This window comes from Nocardia bhagyanarayanae, assembly GCF_006716565.1.
Lineage (GTDB): Bacteria > Actinomycetota > Actinomycetes > Mycobacteriales > Mycobacteriaceae > Nocardia > Nocardia bhagyanarayanae.
Genome location: NZ_VFPG01000002.1, coordinates 181,018 through 198,863, shown reverse-complemented (window position 1 = coordinate 198,863; position 17,846 = coordinate 181,018). Strand labels below are relative to the sequence as shown.

At 68.3% G+C, this 17,846-nt stretch carries 20 protein-coding genes and 2 tRNA genes; 14 read left to right on the top strand and 8 right to left on the bottom strand.

Annotation, left to right across the window (positions count from 1 at the left end):
• The first annotated feature begins 12 nt into the window (after positions 1 to 12).
• Positions 13 to 816, top strand: a complete 804-nt coding sequence (gene cmrA / locus FB390_RS27660) for a mycolate reductase (RefSeq protein WP_067788668.1) — start codon at positions 13 to 15, stop codon at positions 814 to 816.
• On the opposite strand, the gene FB390_RS27655 is transcribed toward cmrA, so the two are convergent.
• Complete coding sequence (locus tag FB390_RS27655) at positions 817 to 1,047, bottom strand: acyl carrier protein (protein WP_141812196.1); 231 nt, start codon at positions 1,045 to 1,047, stop codon at positions 817 to 819.
• A gap of 265 nt (positions 1,048 to 1,312) precedes the next feature.
• Here FB390_RS27655 and lysA point away from each other — a divergent pair, with 265 nt between their 5' ends.
• Entirely contained in the window at positions 1,313 to 2,656 is a 1,344-nt protein-coding gene (gene lysA / locus FB390_RS27650) for a diaminopimelate decarboxylase (protein WP_141812195.1), read from the top strand.
• A 45-nt stretch (positions 2,657 to 2,701) separates the two neighbouring features.
• On the opposite strand, the gene FB390_RS27645 is transcribed toward lysA, so the two are convergent.
• A complete protein-coding gene (locus FB390_RS27645; RefSeq protein ID WP_141812194.1) occupies positions 2,702 to 4,384 on the bottom strand; it encodes a helicase HerA-like domain-containing protein in 1,683 nt (560 codons plus the stop codon).
• A 389-nt stretch (positions 4,385 to 4,773) separates the two neighbouring features.
• Between FB390_RS27645 and orn the strand changes: the two genes are divergently transcribed.
• The 3 genes from orn (at position 4,774) to FB390_RS27630 (ending at position 6,125) form a co-directional block, all read left to right on the top strand.
• On the top strand, positions 4,774 to 5,424 hold the full coding sequence (orn, locus tag FB390_RS27640) for an oligoribonuclease (RefSeq protein WP_141812193.1): 651 nt from the start codon (positions 4,774 to 4,776) through the stop codon (positions 5,422 to 5,424).
• 54 nt (positions 5,425 to 5,478) lie between these two features.
• Positions 5,479 to 5,554: transfer RNA gene (locus FB390_RS27635), tRNA-His, on the top strand.
• A gap of 256 nt (positions 5,555 to 5,810) precedes the next feature.
• A complete protein-coding gene (locus FB390_RS27630; RefSeq protein ID WP_141812192.1) occupies positions 5,811 to 6,125 on the top strand; it encodes a hypothetical protein in 315 nt (104 codons plus the stop codon).
• Between the two features lie 70 nt (positions 6,126 to 6,195).
• Here the strand turns inward: FB390_RS27630 and FB390_RS27625 are convergent, their stop codons facing one another.
• A complete protein-coding gene (locus FB390_RS27625) occupies positions 6,196 to 7,410 on the bottom strand; it encodes a L,D-transpeptidase (protein ID WP_141812191.1) in 1,215 nt (404 codons plus the stop codon).
• 310 nt (positions 7,411 to 7,720) lie between these two features.
• Between FB390_RS27625 and FB390_RS27620 the strand changes: the two genes are divergently transcribed.
• From FB390_RS27620 to FB390_RS27610, 3 genes are all read left to right on the top strand, one after another.
• Positions 7,721 to 7,793: transfer RNA gene (locus FB390_RS27620), tRNA-Lys, on the top strand.
• Positions 7,794 to 8,488: 695 nt separating this feature from the next.
• Positions 8,489 to 9,148, top strand: a complete 660-nt coding sequence (locus FB390_RS27615; RefSeq protein WP_141812190.1) for a transglycosylase SLT domain-containing protein — start codon at positions 8,489 to 8,491, stop codon at positions 9,146 to 9,148.
• 75 nt (positions 9,149 to 9,223) lie between these two features.
• Positions 9,224 to 9,538, top strand: a complete 315-nt coding sequence (locus tag FB390_RS27610) for a hypothetical protein (protein WP_141812189.1) — start codon at positions 9,224 to 9,226, stop codon at positions 9,536 to 9,538.
• A 3-nt stretch (positions 9,539 to 9,541) separates the two neighbouring features.
• Here FB390_RS27610 and FB390_RS27605 read toward each other — a convergent pair whose 3' ends face one another.
• Complete coding sequence (locus tag FB390_RS27605) at positions 9,542 to 10,006, bottom strand: MarR family winged helix-turn-helix transcriptional regulator (RefSeq protein WP_246124411.1); 465 nt, start codon at positions 10,004 to 10,006, stop codon at positions 9,542 to 9,544.
• A gap of 79 nt (positions 10,007 to 10,085) precedes the next feature.
• Between FB390_RS27605 and FB390_RS27600 the strand changes: the two genes are divergently transcribed.
• Both FB390_RS27600 and FB390_RS27595 read left to right on the top strand, forming a co-directional pair.
• Complete coding sequence (locus FB390_RS27600; protein ID WP_141812188.1) at positions 10,086 to 11,063, top strand: pirin family protein; 978 nt, start codon at positions 10,086 to 10,088, stop codon at positions 11,061 to 11,063.
• Between the two features lie 134 nt (positions 11,064 to 11,197).
• Positions 11,198 to 11,494: an excalibur calcium-binding domain-containing protein gene (locus FB390_RS27595; protein ID WP_067788688.1), complete on the top strand. Its 297-nt coding sequence runs from the start codon at positions 11,198 to 11,200 to the stop codon at positions 11,492 to 11,494.
• A gap of 67 nt (positions 11,495 to 11,561) precedes the next feature.
• Here FB390_RS27595 and FB390_RS27590 read toward each other — a convergent pair whose 3' ends face one another.
• Complete coding sequence (locus FB390_RS27590) at positions 11,562 to 11,783, bottom strand: DUF3618 domain-containing protein (protein ID WP_097246090.1); 222 nt, start codon at positions 11,781 to 11,783, stop codon at positions 11,562 to 11,564.
• Positions 11,784 to 11,921: 138 nt separating this feature from the next.
• Between FB390_RS27590 and bcp the strand changes: the two genes are divergently transcribed.
• Complete coding sequence (bcp, locus tag FB390_RS27585) at positions 11,922 to 12,392, top strand: thioredoxin-dependent thiol peroxidase (RefSeq protein WP_141812187.1); 471 nt, start codon at positions 11,922 to 11,924, stop codon at positions 12,390 to 12,392.
• Between the two features lie 3 nt (positions 12,393 to 12,395).
• On the opposite strand, the gene FB390_RS27580 is transcribed toward bcp, so the two are convergent.
• A complete protein-coding gene (locus FB390_RS27580; RefSeq protein ID WP_141812186.1) occupies positions 12,396 to 13,127 on the bottom strand; it encodes a TetR/AcrR family transcriptional regulator in 732 nt (243 codons plus the stop codon).
• A gap of 127 nt (positions 13,128 to 13,254) precedes the next feature.
• Here FB390_RS27580 and FB390_RS27575 point away from each other — a divergent pair, with 127 nt between their 5' ends.
• Together FB390_RS27575 and FB390_RS27570 are read left to right on the top strand one after the other, a co-directional pair.
• Entirely contained in the window at positions 13,255 to 14,229 is a 975-nt protein-coding gene (locus FB390_RS27575; RefSeq protein ID WP_141812185.1) for an ATP-binding cassette domain-containing protein, read from the top strand.
• Positions 14,230 to 14,246: 17 nt separating this feature from the next.
• Positions 14,247 to 15,035 carry an ABC transporter permease gene (locus FB390_RS27570; protein WP_141812184.1) on the top strand — a complete coding sequence of 263 codons (789 nt, stop codon included), beginning with the start codon at positions 14,247 to 14,249 and terminating at the stop codon, positions 15,033 to 15,035.
• Positions 15,036 to 15,135: 100 nt separating this feature from the next.
• Here the strand turns inward: FB390_RS27570 and FB390_RS27565 are convergent, their stop codons facing one another.
• Entirely contained in the window at positions 15,136 to 16,404 is a 1,269-nt protein-coding gene (locus FB390_RS27565; protein WP_141812183.1) for a hypothetical protein, read from the bottom strand.
• Positions 16,405 to 16,700: 296 nt separating this feature from the next.
• On the opposite strand from FB390_RS27565, the gene FB390_RS27560 reads away from it, so the two are divergent.
• Entirely contained in the window at positions 16,701 to 17,381 is a 681-nt protein-coding gene (locus FB390_RS27560) for a TetR/AcrR family transcriptional regulator (RefSeq protein WP_084483232.1), read from the top strand.
• 6 nt (positions 17,382 to 17,387) lie between these two features.
• Here the strand turns inward: FB390_RS27560 and acpS are convergent, their stop codons facing one another.
• Complete coding sequence (gene acpS, locus FB390_RS27555; protein ID WP_067788698.1) at positions 17,388 to 17,825, bottom strand: holo-ACP synthase AcpS; 438 nt, start codon at positions 17,823 to 17,825, stop codon at positions 17,388 to 17,390.
• Between the last annotated feature and the right edge of the window lie 21 nt (positions 17,826 to 17,846).

Below are 17,846 nucleotides of genomic sequence, written 5' to 3'. Positions count from 1 at the left end.
AGCATCGCTCGAGTGAGCCTGCCCTCCCCCACCTCCGAGAACCGCGCCGTCGTCACCGGAGCCTCCTCCGGCATCGGCACCGCGCTGGCCGCCGAACTGGCCGGACGCGGCCATTCGCTGATCCTGGTCGCCCGCCGCGGCGACCTGCTGAACGAGCTCGCGCAGCGGCTCACCTTGGCGCACGGCATCACCGCCGAGGTGCGCGCGGTCGACCTGTCCGATCGCGCGCAACGCGGCCCGCTGGTCGAGGAGTTGTCGGCGCGCAACATCTCGATCCTGTGCAACAACGCGGGCATCGCGACGTTCGGCCCGGTCGCGCAACTGGACCTGGAGTACGAGCGCGCCCAGATGGAGCTCAACGCCGTCGCCGTGCACGATCTGACCCTGGCGGTGCTGCCCGGCATGATCGCGCGCGGCGCAGGCGGCATCCTGATCAGCGGCTCGGCCGCGGGCAACATGCCGATCCCGAACAACGCCACCTACGCCGCGAGCAAGGCGTTCGCCAACACCTTCTGCGAATCGCTGCGCGGTGAGCTGAAGGATTCGGGCGTGCACGTCACCCTGCTGGCGCCGGGCCCCGTGCGCACCGAGCTGCCCGACCCGGCCGAGGCCTCGATCGTCGACCGCATGGTGCCCGACTTCATGTGGGTGTCCTCGGAGTACACCGCGAAGGTCTCCATCGACGCGCTCGCCCGCAACAAGATGCGCGTCGTCCCCGGCCTGATCAGCAAGGGCATGAGCGTGGCGGGCCAGTACGGTCCGCGCGCCCTCACCGCCCCCATCGCGGGCGCGTTCTACCGCAAGCTCGGCGGCTGATCAGACTCTGGCTTCGGAGACGTACTCGATCAGTTCTCCCACGGTGGTGAAGGCCTCGATCCCCGCGCCGGGCAGCTCGATGTCGTACGCGGTCTCGATCGCCTGGATGGCCAGCTCTTGGCGGTAGGCGCTGCTGTCCATGTCGAGGATCTTGGTGGCGGGCGTGATGCCGTCCGCGTCGGCCAGATTCGCCTTCAGCAGCGCGATGACGCGCTCTTCGATGGTCGCCATGTCGATCATGGTGTCATAGCGATCAGGCATCGAGCGGTCGAATCGGCACCGATGGCGTTTCGACAGCTCCGCGAGCTGCGCGACGCGGACGAACCGGGTGTGACCTGGGATAACGTCACGCCGGGGTAGGTGTCAGTGGGGCGTCAGGAACGAAGGAGCGGCCGTCAAAGAGATGTAAGGGACGCGTTCAGGGTGGTCTGGGAGGCGTAGTCCTGGCATCGGCCCCGCAGTACGGAGAAAGCGGGGACGCACCCAGGAGAACACTGTGACGCTGCTCGAAATCTTCCCGTCGCTGCGGTCGGGGATGCCCTCGCGGCTCGATCCGGCGGTGTGGCCGCGGGACACGCACTACGACAGCGAAGGCCGGATCACGGTCGGCGGCGTGGCCTTGGCCGATATCGCCGACGAGTACGGGACGGCCACCTACGTGCTCGACGAACAGGAGGTCCGGTCGCGGTGCCGCGCCTACCGGAGGGCGTTTCCCCAGGCGGAGATCATCTACGCGGGCAAGGCGCTGATGATCCGCGCGGTCGCCGAGTGGGTTTCCCAGGCGGGCCTCTCGGTCGACGTGTGCTCGGCGGGTGAGCTCGCCATCGCCCTGTCGGCGGGTGTGGACCCGAAGCGAATCATCCTGCACGGCAACGGCAAATCCTGCGACGAGTTGCGCACCGCGGTGCGCTGCGGGGTCGGGCGGATCGTGGTCGATTCGCTCACCGAGATCACGCTGCTCTCCGCCTTGGCCACCACGCGTCAACGGGTGCTGGTGCGGCTCTCCCCCGGCATCGACGTGCACGGCCATCCCGCGGTCATGACGGGTGTCGTCGATCAGAAGTTCGGCTTCCCGCTCGGCAGCGAGCCGGCCGCCGAGGCGGTCGAGCGCATTCTGCGCAGGCCGAATCTGGAGCTGGTCGGCTTCCACTGCCACCTCGGGTCGCAGATTCACAATCCCGACCACTACGGCGAGGCGGTCCGCAGGATGATCGGCGAAATGGCGCGGGTGCGCGCGGACTACGGGCACATCCTCACCGAACTCGACCTGGGTGGCGGGCACGCCGTCGCTTACCGCGGCGGTGACGCCGAGATGAACCTGACCGAGCTGTCCGAGATCATCGAGGACGCGCTCGACGCGGGCTGCGCCCGGCACCACTTCCCGCGGCCGCGTGTCGCGCTGGAGCCGGGACGCGCGATCGTGGCGCGCGCGGGCGTGACGCTCTACCGGGTGCTTTCGGTGAAGCACATCGAGGGCGGGCACACCTACGTCACCGTCGACGGCGGCATGACCGACAACCCGCGGGTCGCGCTGTACGGCGCGCGCTACGACGTGGTGCTCGCCAACCGCCACCCGTGCGGGCCGCAGATGACCGCCACCATCGCGGGTCGCCACTGCGAGGCGGGCGACGTCCTCGCCGTCGACGTCCGACTGCCCGCCGACCTGCGCCCCGGCGAGATCCTCGCGATCCCGTGCACCGGCGCCTACCACCACAGCCTGGCCAGCACCTACAACAGCGTCGGCCGACCGCCGATCGTGGCGGTCCGGGACGGCCGCGCCAGAACCCTGGTCCGCCGCGAGACGATCGACGATCTCATGGCGCGGGAAGTGGGGGTTTGAGGAAGGTGCCGAATACCAACCGCACCCCTTCTCGCACGCGACCGCTCAGCGGCGACGGCGGGTGCCGAACAGGGTGCGGCTGATTTCGCGGCCCGCGGCGGATGCCGCCGAGCGGAGGAAGCTCTTCACCGCCGGGTTCCTCATGATGCGTTCGGCGGCGGATTCCTCCGCTTGGCGCGGCGAGCGGCCGGGTACCGGGGCGGCTTCCGGTTGTTCGGGTTCGGCCGCGGCCAGTTTCGCGGTGAGCATCTCGTAGGCGGACTCGCGGTCGATGGTCTGGCTGTACTTCGTGGCGAGCGCGCTGGAGAGCGCTTGGGACTTGATGGCGTCCTCGCCGATGGTGTCCATCAGCGAGCGCGGCGGCTGAATCCTGGTCCACGCCACCGGTGTCGGGGAGCCGGTCTCGGAGAGAACGGTCACCACGGCCTCGCCGGTGCCGAGCGAGGTCAGCGCCTTCTCCAGGTCGTAGGTCGTGGTCTTCGGGTAGGTCCGGACCGTCTTGGACAGCGCCTTCTGATCGTCGGGGGTGAAGGCGCGCAGCGCGTGCTGGACGCGCGCGCCGAGCTGCGAGAGCACCTGGTTCGGGATGTCGGTGGGCAGTTGCGTGCAGAAGAACACGCCGACACCCTTCGAGCGGATCAGTTTGACCGTCTGCTCGACCTGGTCGAGGAACGCCTTCGAGGCGTTGTCGAACAGCAGGTGCGCCTCGTCGAAGATGAACACCAGCTCGGGCTTGTCGGCATCGCCGACCTCGGGCAGCGTCTGGAACAGATCGGCGAGCACCCACATGAGGAACGTGGAGAACATCACCGGCCGCGCCGCCTGCGCGCCGAGTTCGAACAGCGTGATCACACCCTGACCGTCCACGACCCGGACCAGATCGGCCGGGTCGAGTTCGGGTTCGCCGAAGAACGTGTCGCCGCCGTCGGCCTCCAGGTTGACCAGCGCGCGCAGGATCACGCCCGCGGTCTGCGCCGACACGCCACCGATGCCCTTCAGGTCCTCCTTGCCGTCGGGGCTGGTCAGGTGGGTGATGACCGCACGAAGGTCTTTGAGATCGAGCAGTGCGAGGCCCTGCTGGTCGGCCCAGTGGAAGATCAGGCCGAGGGTCGATTCCTGCGTCTCGTTGAGGTCCAGGACCTTGCTCAGCAGCACCGGACCGAACGAGGTGATGGTGGCCCGGATCGGCACGCCGATCCCGCCGGTGCCCAGCGAGACGAACTCCGTCGGAAAGCCGCTGGGCGCCCAGTCCGGCACGCCCGTGTCCCGCGCCCGCGCGCTGATCTTGTCGTCGGCCTCGCCGGGCCGACTCAAACCGGACAGGTCGCCCTTGATGTCGGCGAGCACCACCGGAACGCCCGCTCGCGAGAGCTGTTCGGCGATGCCTTGCAGCGTCTTGGTCTTTCCGGTGCCGGTGGCGCCCGCGACCAGGCCGTGCCGGTTCATCGTGCGCATCGGAATCCGCACCCGTGCGGCGGGATCCACGGTTCCGTCCACGACCACGGTGCCCAGTTCCAGCGCCGCGCCGTCGAAGGCGTAGCCCGCGGCGATCTCCTGTGCGGCGGAGTCGGCCGATGTCTCCTCGCTCGGCGCGGCGGACTCCGTCGTTCGGTGCTGGGCCAGCTCACGCTCGGCGGCTTCCGCGGCGGCCGCTGCCTCGGCCGCGATTCGCGCCGCTTCGTCGGCGGCCTTGCGCGCCGCGGCCGCCTTCTCCTCGGGAGTGGTCATCGCACGTCCTCCGTCTGTCGAACCGAAAACGCTCATGGGCCCAGCCGGACGCAGTCCGCCGACAGCCGCATGGCAGCGAAGGCGGAAGGACGCCCGATGGCCGGACGGTGTCCGTCGACCGCCGCGCATGGCCGGGACGAAGGCGGAGGTACGCCTTTGCCGATCTCTGCCGAAACTGTATCCCCGGCGACGGCGTTCCGCCGCTGCATACCCGCGGTCGCGTCGCCGACACGGCCGTGTGCGGAAGCCGACACCGCCCTCTGCGGAAGCCGGCACCCCGTGTACGGAAGCCGGCACCGCGGCGCGGGGAATCCAGCGCCGGCGGCGCGCGCGGACGAACGAGCTTGTCAGCTGAGGTCGGCGGCGAGGATGCCAGTAAGGTTGCCTGAGTGTCCGACAAACTTGTGGTGTGGATGGATTGCGAGATGACCGGCCTGCGCCTGGACAGCGACAAGCTGATCGAGGTAGCCGCGCTCGTGACCGACAGCGACCTCAATATTCTCGGTGACGGTGTCGACATCGTCATCCACGCCGACGACGAGGCGCTGGCCGCGATGCCCCCGGTGGTCGCCGACATGCACGAGCGCTCCGGCCTGACCGAAGAGGTGCGTCGCTCCACCGTCACCCTCGCCGAGGCCGAGCAGCAGGTGCTCGACTACATCCGCGCCTACGCCCCCACCGCGGGAACCGTTCCGCTGGCGGGTAACTCGATCGCCACCGACCGCGGCTTCATCGCCCGCGACATGCCCGCGGTGGACAGTCACCTGCACTACCGGATGATCGATGTGAGCTCCATCAAGGAGCTGTGCCGCCGCTGGTACCCGCGCATCTACTTCGGTCAGCCGGAGAAGGGCCTGACCCACCGCGCCCTCGCCGACATCAAGGAGTCCATCCGCGAACTCGAGTACTACCGGCGCACCGCGTTCGTCGCGCCGCCCGGACCGTCCAGCACGGAGATCGCCACGGTAGCGGCCGAGCTCAGCGGCGCGGCCAAGCCCGCGGGCGCGGTGCCGCGCAACGGCGCGGTGGAAGCCGATTAGGGAATCGCGGGGGTGGCACGCTAGTATCTAGCGCGCCGGTAGTTACCGGCGATGGTGAGTGTAGTTCAGTTGGTAGAGCACCAGGTTGTGATCCTGGCTGTCGCGGGTTCGAGTCCCGTCACTCACCCCACGCGAAATGCGCGAGTCCGATGGGCTCGCGCATTTCGCGTTTTCAGGCCGATTCGCCCGGCAAATCCATCGCCCCGCCTGCGCCGATTCGAGCGACAGCAGGGCGTACAGGGCCGATAGCACCGGCCGCAGCGATGACATGTTCTGAAACGTCAATGCTTCCAAATGGGTCCCGGATCTCCTCGCGCGGTCGTAAACTGCGGCACCAGGGTGTGCCGCCGTGGCATCGCCCGGTCCGGGAGAAAGAAAAGCACTACGTGAAGCGTTCCGCCGTTCTCGCAGCCCTAGTCGGCGCCACCTTGCTCGGCGGGTCCGGAGGCACCGCCTCGGCGGCGCGCGAGGCGACTCCGATCGACCTGCCCGCCGACACCGGATCCGCGGGCATCACCAGTGGATCCGCGCACAGCACCGGATCCTCGGGCGGCGCGACGACCACCGGGTCCACCGGCACCGGCTCCGGTCCCGAGCTGGAGAAGATCATCTTCGGCGGCCCGCTGCTCTGCGCCGCCGTCGGCAGCGCGTTCAACGCCAACCTCACCTGCGCGGGCACCCCGGGGCCGTACATCCCCTGAGCCCAGCCACGACAAAGGCCCCCGGCACTCGCCGGGGGCCTTTGCTTTGTCGCTCAGGGACTTTCGTACGTCATCCGACGTCCGCGTTGCCCGCCTTCCACTCCGACCACGGAATGTTCCAGTCACCGAGGCCGTCGGTGCCGGACAGCGTGCCGCCCACGGTGTTCTTGATGATCGTGATGTCACCGCGCTTGGCGAAGTTGAATACCCACTGCGCATTCGCCGGACTCAGGTTCAGGCAGCCGTGGCTGGCGTTCGAGTAACCCTGCTGAGCCACCGACCACGGAGCCGAGTGGAAGAAGATGCCGCTGTAGGAGATTCGGGTCGCGAAGTCGACCGGCGTACGGTAGCCGTCCGCGGAGTTCACCGCGACGCCGTAGGTCGAGGAGTCCATGATGATCTTCTCGTGCTTGTCCGCGACGATGTAGATGCCGTTGTCGGTGGGCGTGCTGTCCTTGCCCATCGAGGTCGGCATGGTGCGGATCACCTGGCCGTTCTGCTCGACCGTCACCTGGTGCGTGTCGTCGTCCGCGGTGAAGATCACAGCGTCGCCGATGATGAAGTGCGAGGTGATGTTGTCCTGGCCGTACAGCCCGTTGCCGAGGTTCTTGCCGTAGACGTTCACCTCGATGTCGACCCGCGTGCCCGGCGCCCAGAAATGTTCTGGCCGCCAACGGACTTCACGGTTGTTCACCCAGTAGAACGCGCCCTCCACCGGCGGGTTCGTTGTGATTTTGATCGCGTCCTGGGCCGCCTTGCGGTCCGGGATGTTCTCGTCGAACTGAATCGCCACCGGCTGACCGATGCCGACGACCTCACCCTCCGCCGGGATGAGATACGGCTTGGTCTGGTTGTTCGGCGAACTCGTGGTGAAGCTCAGCGTGGTGGTGTTGGCACCGCCCAGGCCGATGGCGTCGGCGGTCAGCCGGTAGGTCTTGCCGTAGCCGAGCACCTCGGCGGTCTCCCAGGTCCGTCCGTCGGCGGCGAGATTGCCGCTGACCGGCTTGCCCTGCTGGTTGACCAACGTCACATTGGTGAACTTGCCGTCATCGACCTTGAAAGTCATAGGCACGCCGGGTGATACGCCTTTGTCGCCGTCTTTGACGGGAGCGAGCAGCTTCGGCTTGATCAGTTCGGTGATCGGATTCCGGTCGATGGCAACCGCCGCGTCCGCACTACCGGATGAAGGCGAGCACGCCGACGATCCCAACGCGATCACGGCGAGCAGTGCCAAAGGTCCGCTGAGTATTCGTATCGACCGCCGCCGACCTCGACCAATGCGCATATCAACCCCGTTTCAAGTCTCGACGCCGTCCAGACACGCGTCGATGGCTTCGGATCCAACCGACGAAAGAAGCTCAACCCACCGCGCCGGCGGGATCGGTCGAGACCGCGTCCTAACATTCTGCCAGTCCGGTCTGACCGATCCAACGCGAACCACACGCGCAACGGGCCGAGTTCCACCGGATAGATCCCCGCGGGAGCCCCCAGTGTTAACACCCGTCGCCGACCACATAAAACGGCCCTTCACCAGGCGATTTCACTTCTGCGGCCCCGGCCTGTTAATCTTTGTCCCGCACCGGAACACGGAGCAGGCGCCATTAGCTCAATTGGCAGAGCAGCTGACTCTTAATCAGCGGGTTCGGGGTTCGAGTCCCTGATGGCGCACAGTACAGACCGTGCCTAGTCTCCAGTCACGATTGGACAAGGGCACGGTCTTTTCGTGTCCGAATCGTCGCTCATCGATCACCTCCACGAAGGTAACGATGCCGTGATCTGAGCGGTCGGGACGGCCCCGAACAGGCCCGCTCGAGGCCTGTAAACCTCGATTAGACGCAGGTCACTCCACAATTTTTGTGACCTAGCGCACAACGCGTTTAAACGCAAACCTCCTGGTAAATCGCGTTTCGGTAACGAAGCCCAGGTCGTTCCAAGATCGCCAACATCTATCGTTTGGCTCTCGTTCACCTTCCGTTCACCTTCCGTGACCATTCTGCAATCAGGTCGCAAAGAGACCTGAGGTTTGGTTAGACCGAGGTGTTGTTTACACGCATTCGGAAAACGACCGGACGGACCTGAGTTGGGTCCAGGGCGGTCGCGGGTGCGGATCGGCAACGGATCCCCGATCACCCGCCTTACGCCTATCGCTCCACTGTTGTGGAGTTCCGCGCGACGCCGCGGCCCGGGCCAGCGATGCCCGGTACCCGCCCTGCCGCGTTCCGGGGACCGGAGTGTCCCCCACAACAAAATCCACAACAGCACACCGACTTTTCCCGGCGAGCGCCACGAGCGTCCGCCGCCGGATCCGCGCTGCCCGAGTGCGGCCGGACCGCCCTGTCCCCGAACAAGGAACCGATTCAGAAATGCCTGACAGACGCCTTTCCACCCTGCGCCGCAACACCACCCTGCGCGAGGGCCTGACCTTCGCCGTGGCCGCGGCCGGCATCGTGGCCGTCGCCGCCTCCTCGGCGGTGTCGGTGGCCGACGACAGTGTTCCGGCCCGCGTCGCCGTGGTCGCGGAGCAGCAGCCCGCGGCCGCCCCCGCCCCCGCTCCCGTGGTGGAAGCCGCGCCCGTCGCCGAAGTCGTGCCCGCTCCGGCCCCGGCTCCCGAGGCCGCCCCGGTCCCGGCTCCGATGCCCGCGCCGGAACCCGTTCCCGCGCCGATGCCCGCACCGATTCCCGCCCCGGCCCCGCCGGTGTACGAGAACAACCTGGACGGCTGGATCCGCCAGGCCCTCGACATCATGGCCGCCAACAACATTCCGGGCTCCTACGAGGGCATCCACCGCAACATCATGCGCGAGTCCAGCGGCAACCCGCAGGCCATCAACCTGTGGGACTCCAACGCCGCCGCGGGCATCCCGTCCAAGGGCCTGCTGCAGGTCATCGACCCGACCTTCGCGGCCTACCACGTCGCGGGCACCCCGTTCGACGTCTGGGATCCGGTCGCCAACATCGTCGCGGCCTGCAACTACGCCGCGCACCGCTACGGCAGCATGGACAACGTGAACAGCGCGTACTGATCCGTCTCCAGCACGACGAACGCCCCGCCTCGGTCACCGCGACCGGGTGCGGGGCGTTCGTCGTAGGATGCCCGGGTGGCCGATTACGCGCACTCCGACGCGTCGGTCAGCCGAAGGGCCGAGAAGGCCCGCCGCTTGGCCGTCTATCTATGGGACCGCGATATCAGCGGCGCCGAACTGCGCGACATGCCCGCCGCGACTCGCCGCAAGCTGGCCCGCGCCGCCGAAACGAATCCGCCGAGCACCGACGAGACCTGGCTGGTCGTCGCCCGCCTGCTCGACGAGAAGAACGCGTGGGCCGCACGCAACCCCGGTCACGCGGCGGCGGGGCGCGCGCACGTGGACGAGAAGCTGCTGTGGGTGAAGCCGCCGATCACGCCGTGGTCGTAGCGGTCACACCGCGAGATCGGTCACGCTCTCGGCGGTGGCGCTGACCTTGTCCGACAGCGAGCGCAGCGCCCGTGCCTCGGACTCGGTCAACGGATCGATGAAGACACGGCGAACCAGATCCACATGGTTGGGCGCGGCTTGCTCGAGCGCGGTCCGGCCCGCCGCCGTCAGCTCGACGACGATCCCGCGCGCGTCCTCTTCGGACGGCCGCCGCTCGACCAACCCGCGCGCCGCCATTCTCGCCAGGTGCTTGGACAATCTGCTCTTCTCCCAGCACACCTCGGCGGCGAGTTCTTTGGCCCGCAGGCGGCCCCGCGGCGCGGCGGAGAGCGGAACCAGCAACTCGTAGTCGGCCAGGGAGAGTCCGTCGCGGGCCAGCCCGGCCATGATCGCCGCGTCCATCCGCTGGCGCAGCCGGATGTAGGCCTGCCAGGTCTCCTGCTCGTCGTCGCTCAGCCATCGCACCACGGGAATGATCCTAATCCCCTCTTGGTTGACATGGACACCAACCGGCCGACGCCGGTCATCCGCACAGGAGGTGCTCCCCATGCCCGCCATCGCCGTCGACAACATCCTGGTCCTGCCGCGACTGCCCCGTCCCGACGAGACCATGCGCGAACGTCCGGTCCAGCAGGTCGTCACCGCCCACAAGCAGCGCGAAGGCGCGGGCTTCGAGGTGACGCGACCATTCCCCAGCGTCGACCTGCGCGCCGCCGACCCGTTCATCCTGCTCGACCAGATGGGTCCGGTGACCTACGAACCGCACGAGGCCAAGGGCGCGCCATGGCATCCGCACCGCGGCTTCGAGACCGTCACCTACATGCTCGACGGCACCATGGTGCACCACGACTCGAACGGTGGCGGCGGCGTCATCAGCGAGGGCGACACCCAGTGGATGACCGCGGGCTCCGGCATCCTGCACGACGAGGTGCCGCCCGAGGAACTGGTGGTCGCGGGTGGACTGTTCCACGGCGTGCAGCTGTGGATGAATCTGCCGCGGGCCATGAAATTCGCCGCGCCGCGCTATCAAGATCTGCGCGGCAGTGAACTGACACTGGTCAGTTCGCACGACGGCGGCGCGCTGGTGCGGCTGATCGCGGGCGAGATCGGCGGATTCACCGGTCCCGGATCGACTTACACGCCGATCGCCTACGCGCACGCCTCGATCAGCCCCGGCGGCCGTTTGGAAACGCCCTGGCCGCAGCACTTCTCGGCGATGGCCTATGTGCTCGCGGGCAGTGGGACGGTCGGCGCCGAGCGCAGGCCGATCCGGGCGGGTCAACTCGCGGTGTTCGGACCCGGCGATTCGATTTCGGTCGACGCGGATTCGAAGCAGCACGATCACACCGGCGATCTCGAGGTGCTACTGCTCGGCGGGCAACCGATCCGCGAACCCGTCGTCCAATACGGCCCCTTCGTCATGAACAGCCGCGCGGAGATCATCCAGGCGATAGAGGACTTCCAGTCGGGACGGATGGGCAACATTCCGGCAGAACACCTCTCCGGCACCCGTCCGACGCGCTGAACCGGGCTTCCCTATAGCCCCTAATGGCCCTAATTCGGGTGACGCGCGGTTGACAACTGGGCGGCCCCTCGCAACAGTGGGTGCGGCGTCGCTCGTCGAGGCGCCCATCCACCGCAGCACACACAGAGGAATACATGAACGTTCGCCGGCTTACCGTCAGCGCCGCCGTCGCTGGACTGACCATCCTCGCGGCGCCCGCCGCCTTGGCCGCCGCCCCGACCGGTTCCTCCGGAACCGGCTCCTCCGCCATCGACACCGGTTCCGCCGCGACCGGTTCGGCGGGCGTGTCCCAGACCGGCTCGGCCGGTGGCGCCTTCGCCAACTGCGACGACGCCCGCGCGGCGGGTCGCGCCCCGATCTTCCGTGGCGAGCCGGGCTTCGGCCCGCACCTGGACCCCGACGGCGACGGATTCGCCTGCCCGACGGTCTGATACCGCCGATAACGAGAAACACCCGGTGTGGCAGTGCCGCACCGGGTGTTCTCGTCTGCCGGGAAACTCAGCGGAAGAGCTTCACCAGCACCAGGCCGACGACCAGCGCGCCTGCGCCGATCAGGCTGTACTTGACCTTGGGTTCGTTCAGCTTGGCGACGACAATGCTCTTGGTGTCGTCCGCGATCCGCTGCGGATCGGCGCGCACGGCGATCTCGTCCAGAGTGCTCGCCAGCCGGGTGCGGGCAGCCTCGATCTCCCGCTCGATCCGCTCGGTGTCCTTCGCCACGTATGTCCTCCTGTCGATGGGCGTGCCGCCGGGCGCGAACCGGGCCGGGGACCGTTCCCACCGGCCGTTCGCGAGTCACCAGGGCTCGCGGACGAGTGTATCCGTCCGGCCGAAGGGCGTTCGGTTACCGTGCAGGACGTGACCAACCAACGACTCTCCCCCGGCGATACCGCCCCCGCGTTCACGCTGCCCGATGCCGACGGCAAGGACGTCTCGCTCGCCGACTATCGCGGCCGCAAGGTGATCGTCTACTTCTACCCCGCCGCGAGCACGCCCGGCTGCACCAAGCAGGCCTGCGATTTCCGCGACAACCTCGCCGAACTGAACGAGGCGGGCATCGACGTCCTCGGCATCTCGCCGGACAAACCCGCCAAGCTGACCAAGTTCCGCGACGCCGAAGGACTGACCTTCCCGCTGCTGTCCGATCCGGACCGCGCGGTGCTCACCGCGTGGGGCGCCTTCGGCGAGAAGACGATGTACGGCAAGACCGTCACCGGCGTCATCCGCTCCACCTTCCTGGTGGACGAGCAGGGCAAGATCGAGGTCGCGCAGTACAACGTGCGCGCCACCGGCCACGTCGCCAAGCTGCGCCGTGACCTGTCGGTCTGACCGTCAGCTCTCGAAGGAGCGGACGAGGCTCTCGTAGCCGTCCAGCATCCGCGCCAAGCCGAACTCGAAATCCGCCTTCTCCCAGTCGATGTCGTCCTGGTCGAAGGCACTGTGGGCGAGGGCGGAGAGTACCGCGGGAAAGCGCTGCGGATCGAGCACGCGCCGCAGCGCCGCTGTGAAGTCCTGCTCGCCATCCGCCCCGCCGACCACATTGCTCGCCGCCCAGCGCCTGCCGATGACGTAGAGCGACAGGTTCATCACCAGTTGCAGCCGCACCGGCTCGGGCACCGCGGTGTCGGCGAGCGTCGCGAGTCCGGCCTCGAGCCAGGCCATGTTGTTCGGCCCCATCGGCGGCGCCTTGAGCGGGATGTCGAGCCACCACGGATGCCGCCCGACCACCTCGAATTCGCTACGGGCCCAGTACTCCAGCCCCGTCCGCCACGGCGTGCCGGGCGGGATGTGCGGCGGCTCGCCGATCACCCGATCCAGCAGCAGCTCGACCAGGGTGTTCTTGCTGTCGACGTACCGGTAGAGCGACATCGCGGTGAAGCCGAGCTGCTGGGCCACCCGGTTCATCGACAGCGCCGCGTAACCCTCCGCGTCGGCCACCTCGATCGCGGCCTCCAGGATCTGGTCCAGCGTCAGCCCGCGTTTGGGGCCGCGGCCGCCCGGCTGATCGAGCCGCCACAACAGTTCCACCGACTTCGGTAGCGCCGCCTCGTCCGACGTCGTCATCTGCCCTTCAGCCTCCTTCGCTCGCCTCGACCTTAAGCCTCGCTCCGCCCGTCATCTCTTGCGCCCATGAACTGTTTACTCTATAAACTGTGTTTATTCCATAAACAGTTTCCGGATCGGAGCTCCCATGTCCCCCGAACCACCCCCCGCACTCGCGGTGCACGGGCTCGGCAAGTCCTTCGGCACGCACACCGTGCTCGCCGACATCGATCTGAATGTCGCCGCGGGAACGGTCTTCTCGCTGCTCGGGCCGAACGGCGCGGGCAAGACCACCCTGGTGCGCATCCTGGCCACGCTGAGCACGCCGGATCGCGGCGAGGCCCGCGTCTTCGGGCACGATCTGGCGGGCGAGCCGGACGTCGTCCGCGGGCTGATCGGCGTCACCGGCCAGTACGCGGCCGTCGACGGCGTGCTGACCGGCACCGAGAACCTGCGCCTCACCGGCAAACTGCTACACCTCGGCGCGGCCGAGACGCGCCGCCGGACCGCCACCCTGCTCGAACGTTTCGACCTCACCGACGCCGCCGATCGGCCGGTCGACACCTACTCCGGCGGCATGCGCCGCCGCCTCGATCTCGCGATGAGCCTGATGGGCAGACCGCGCATCGTCTTCCTGGACGAACCGACCACCGGCCTCGACCCGCGCAGCCGCCGCGACTTGTGGTCGGCCATCCAGGAACTCGCCGACGACGGCGCGACGATCTTCCTCACCACGCAGTATCTGGAGGAGGCCGACCAGCTCGCCGACCGCATCGCCGTGCTCGACGGCGGGCGCATCGTCGCAGAAGGCACGCCCGAGAAGCTCAAGCGCCTCGCCCCCGGCGGACACATCCGGCTCCGTTTCGCCGACCGGCACCTGCTCGCGGCCGCCGCCCGCGCCGTCGACGATCGCGCCGTCCCCACGGCGGGCAGCCAGATGGACCCGGAACAGCTGACCCTCCAGATGCCGTCGGACGGCAGCGCGGCCGAGGTGAAGCGCCTGCTCGACCGGTTCGCCGAGTTGGACATCGCCGTCGAGCGGCTGACCGTGCACACCCCCGACCTCGACGACGTCTTCTTCGCCTTGACCGGCCACCAAGGCCGCACCGAATCGGCCGCATGAGAAACGAGACAACGACGATGACGACCCCCTCCCCGGCCCTCCGCGCGCTGCGCACCGTCCAGGACTCCGGCACCATGCTGGACCGCAACCTGCGGCACACGCTGCGCAGTCCCGACACCATGATCATGACGATCGCGCTGCCGGTCATGATCCTGCTGATGTTCGTCTACGTCTTCGGCGGCGCGATGGACGTCGGCCCCGGCGCCTACATCGACTACGTGGTGCCCGGAATCATCCTGCTGTGCGCGGGTTTCGGCGCCTCGACCACCGCCGTCAGCATCTCGACCGACTTGGCCGAGGGCATCATCGATCGGTTCCGCACCATGGCCATCGCGCGGTCCGCGGTGCTGACCGGGCATGTGGCCGAGAGCCTGATCCGCAACCTGATCACCACCGGACTCGTCATCGTGGTCGCCGTCGCGCTGGGCTTCCGCCCGACCACCGAACCGCTGCGCTGGCTCGGCGCGCTCGGGGTGATCGCCATGTACGTGCTCGCGCTGTCCTGGCTGTCGGCCGCTCTCGGCCTGGTCGCGCGAAACCCGGAGGCGGCCAACGGTTTCACCTTCTTCTTCATGTTCCTGCCCTACGTCAGCAGCGCGTTCGTGCCGACCGAGTCGATGCCGAGCTGGTTGCACCGGTTCGCCGAGAACCAGCCGGTGACGCCGGTGATCGAGACGATGCGCGGTCTGTTGATGGGAACGCCCATCGGTGACAGCGCCCTGCTCGCGGTGCTGTGGTGCGCGGGCATCGCGGTGGTCGGTTACGTCGCGGCGGGCGCGCTCTTCCGGCGCCGCACCCGCAACTGATCCGGGACCGACCCGACCGCGGCCGAACCGGACGTGGGGGTTGCGCAGAACAGGCGAAAGGCCCGGCGCCGATGCGGCGCCGGGCCTTTCGTGCTCTGTGTCAGGCCTCCGACAGCTGCTGCGAGGCCCACTGCGCGAGCAAGCGCAAATGGTTGTCCCACCACTCGTAGGACTCCGGGGTGAAGGCAGGGGGCGGCGGCGCCTCGCCCGGGAACAACATGACGTCGTTGGGCGCGCCGACCTTGGTGGTGGACGGGACGCCGGTGCCGGGTACGACCGACGCGGCGGCGGTGTCGGACTCCTGCAGCTCCTCGGACTCCTCCAGCGTCAACGGACCTTGCCGGCCGCTGCCCCAGCGCTGCACCACTTGCTGCGGTGCGACGGCGGGCATGCCCGCGGTGACCGCGGGCGACTGCCGCGGAACCGACGCCGCACCTTTGTCTTCGCTCGCGATGATCTCCGGCTGCACCGACGAGCCAACGGCCATCCCGCTTGGCGACCCGGTACCGGGGACCACGTGCGCGTCGGCGGTGTTCCGCGAGTCGGCGACGACCGACCGAATGGAGTAGTCGCCGACCGTGTAGACACCACCGACGACCAGACCGGCCGCGACCACGCTGGCCGCCACGAACAGCGCCGACGAGCTCCGGCTGCCGCGCGGCTCTTCGACGGTGTCCACCACTTCCGGCACGTCGGCCATGGCGAACAGCGCGGCGCCGATGGCCGCGGCCGACGACGCGATCTTGCAGGGCAGCACGGGCGCACCGAAGCGATCAACGGCCTCGCGCACCGCCGGTTCGTCCGCGGCGGAACCGATCAACACGACCCCGTCGGGGCGGACGGCGGCCGCTTCGAACTGGTCCCACGCGGCCGTCACCGCGGCGCCGAGCGACGCCTCGTTGATGCCGCCGGTCTGCGCGACCGCCGCGAGCACCCGATCGCGGCCCTTGTCGACCAGCGTGAACGCCTGGTAGCCGGGAACGGCCTCGCAGACGAGCAGGTCGTCGAACTCGCCGAGCCAGGTCATCGCGCCCGCCGCGCTCAGGTGCGCGGATTTCGTCGAGAGCAGCGATGCGGTGCGCCACGGTCCGGACGCGAGCCGGGTCACGATGGCCCGCCGCTCGGCGGCATCGCGGTACGCGACCGCGGCGCCCGCGATCTCCCGTCCCTGTCCGACCTCCGCGGCGACGTAGTCCATCGCGGCCTGGACCGCTGCCGCCACATCCGCCTTGTTGTCGCCGTGCGTCTTCGCCACCCGGTGAACCAGCACGCGCTCCACGAGCTTCTCGCCGGTGTCGGCGAGCGCTACCGCGTGCACGGCGCCACGTTCGGTGGAAACGCCGAGAGTTACCACAGATCGAGCTACCACAGATACGCCTTCCCAGTGACTGTCCGGACCGGATCGCCCCGCCCTACGGACGCGGACGAAGTCCTTCCTCAGCCCGCGCACGCGCCGGAGCGAAGGCGGAGGTGCGCCGAGGTGGGCGAACACCCTTGGCAACGTGCCCGCGGATGCACGCACGCTTGGTTAGTGTTCGCGGCCACAACCGTCACGGATGGGTCGTGAAATGTGACAGACCTGAACACGCTGACCAAGTGCGCGTGTCGCGTGCGTGTCGGTACCGCTAGCCTGGATACGTGGAAGTACACACGGAGGCCAGGGCGATGCCGTCCAAGCGACACCTGGACCCCGCGTTGGAACTGCAGGACGATCCGCAAGAGCTGATGCCGCGCAAGCGGCCGACTCAGGAACGCAGCAAACGCAAGTTCGACGCGCTGCTCCAGGCCTCCCGCGAGTTGCTCGTCGAGGTCGGCTTCGAATCGTTCACCTGTGAAGAGGTCGCGGCGCGCGCCGAAGTCCCGATCGGCACGCTGTACCAGTTCTTCGCGAACAAGTACGTCATCGTCTGTGAACTGAATCGCCAAGATCTCGTTGCCGTTTCCCAGGAACTGGCCGACTTCCACGGCGAGGTGCCGTCGCTCGATTGGCTGCGGCACATGAACCAGTTCGTCGACCACCTGGCCAACCTGTGGATGACCGACCCATCCCGGCGCGAGGTGTGGCTGGCCATGCAGTCCACGCCGTCCACCCGAGCCACCGGCGCCATCCACGAGAAGCAGTTCGCCGAGGTCGTCTCGCAGATGCTGCGGCCGCTCACCCCGCGCACGCCGCGAGTCCGGCGCACCATGATGGCCGAGGTCCTCGTGCACGTGGTGTACTCGATGCTCAATTTCTCGGTCCAGGACGAGCAGTCGCACGCCGAGGCCGTCGCCGAACTCAAGCGCCTGATGGTCGCGTATCTGCTTGTCGCCGAGAAGGAATCCCGCACCGCCAGCGAGCGCTGACGGCGCTCACGCGGTCGTTTCGCGACCCTCGATCAGGTCGGCGAGTTCGCCGGGATCCTCCAGCACGACCATCGCCGCCGCCGTGTCCCCGTCGTGCGTCAAGGACAGGTGCACCCTGGCGCGCGGCAGGAATTCGGCCGCGAGACCGTGCAATTTGATGCTCGGCCTGCCCCACGCGTCGTTGACCACCTCGATCAGCGGGTACGGGTTGTCGCCGATCTGCGGGCGGCGGGCGAAACGCGACGACGCCCACGCCTTGAGCACCGCCTCCTTGGCGGCCCAGCGCGCGGCGAAACTGCGCGCCGGATCGGTGCCCTTGCTCTGGCAGTAGCGCCGCTCGCCCGCGGTGAAACTCTCCCTGAGCATGGTGGTTCCGGACCGCTCGAGTTGTTCGGCGAACTCGGAGATGGTCACCAAGTCGAGGCCGATCCCCAGAATGGTCAATGCGTCGCAGCTCCTCACCCC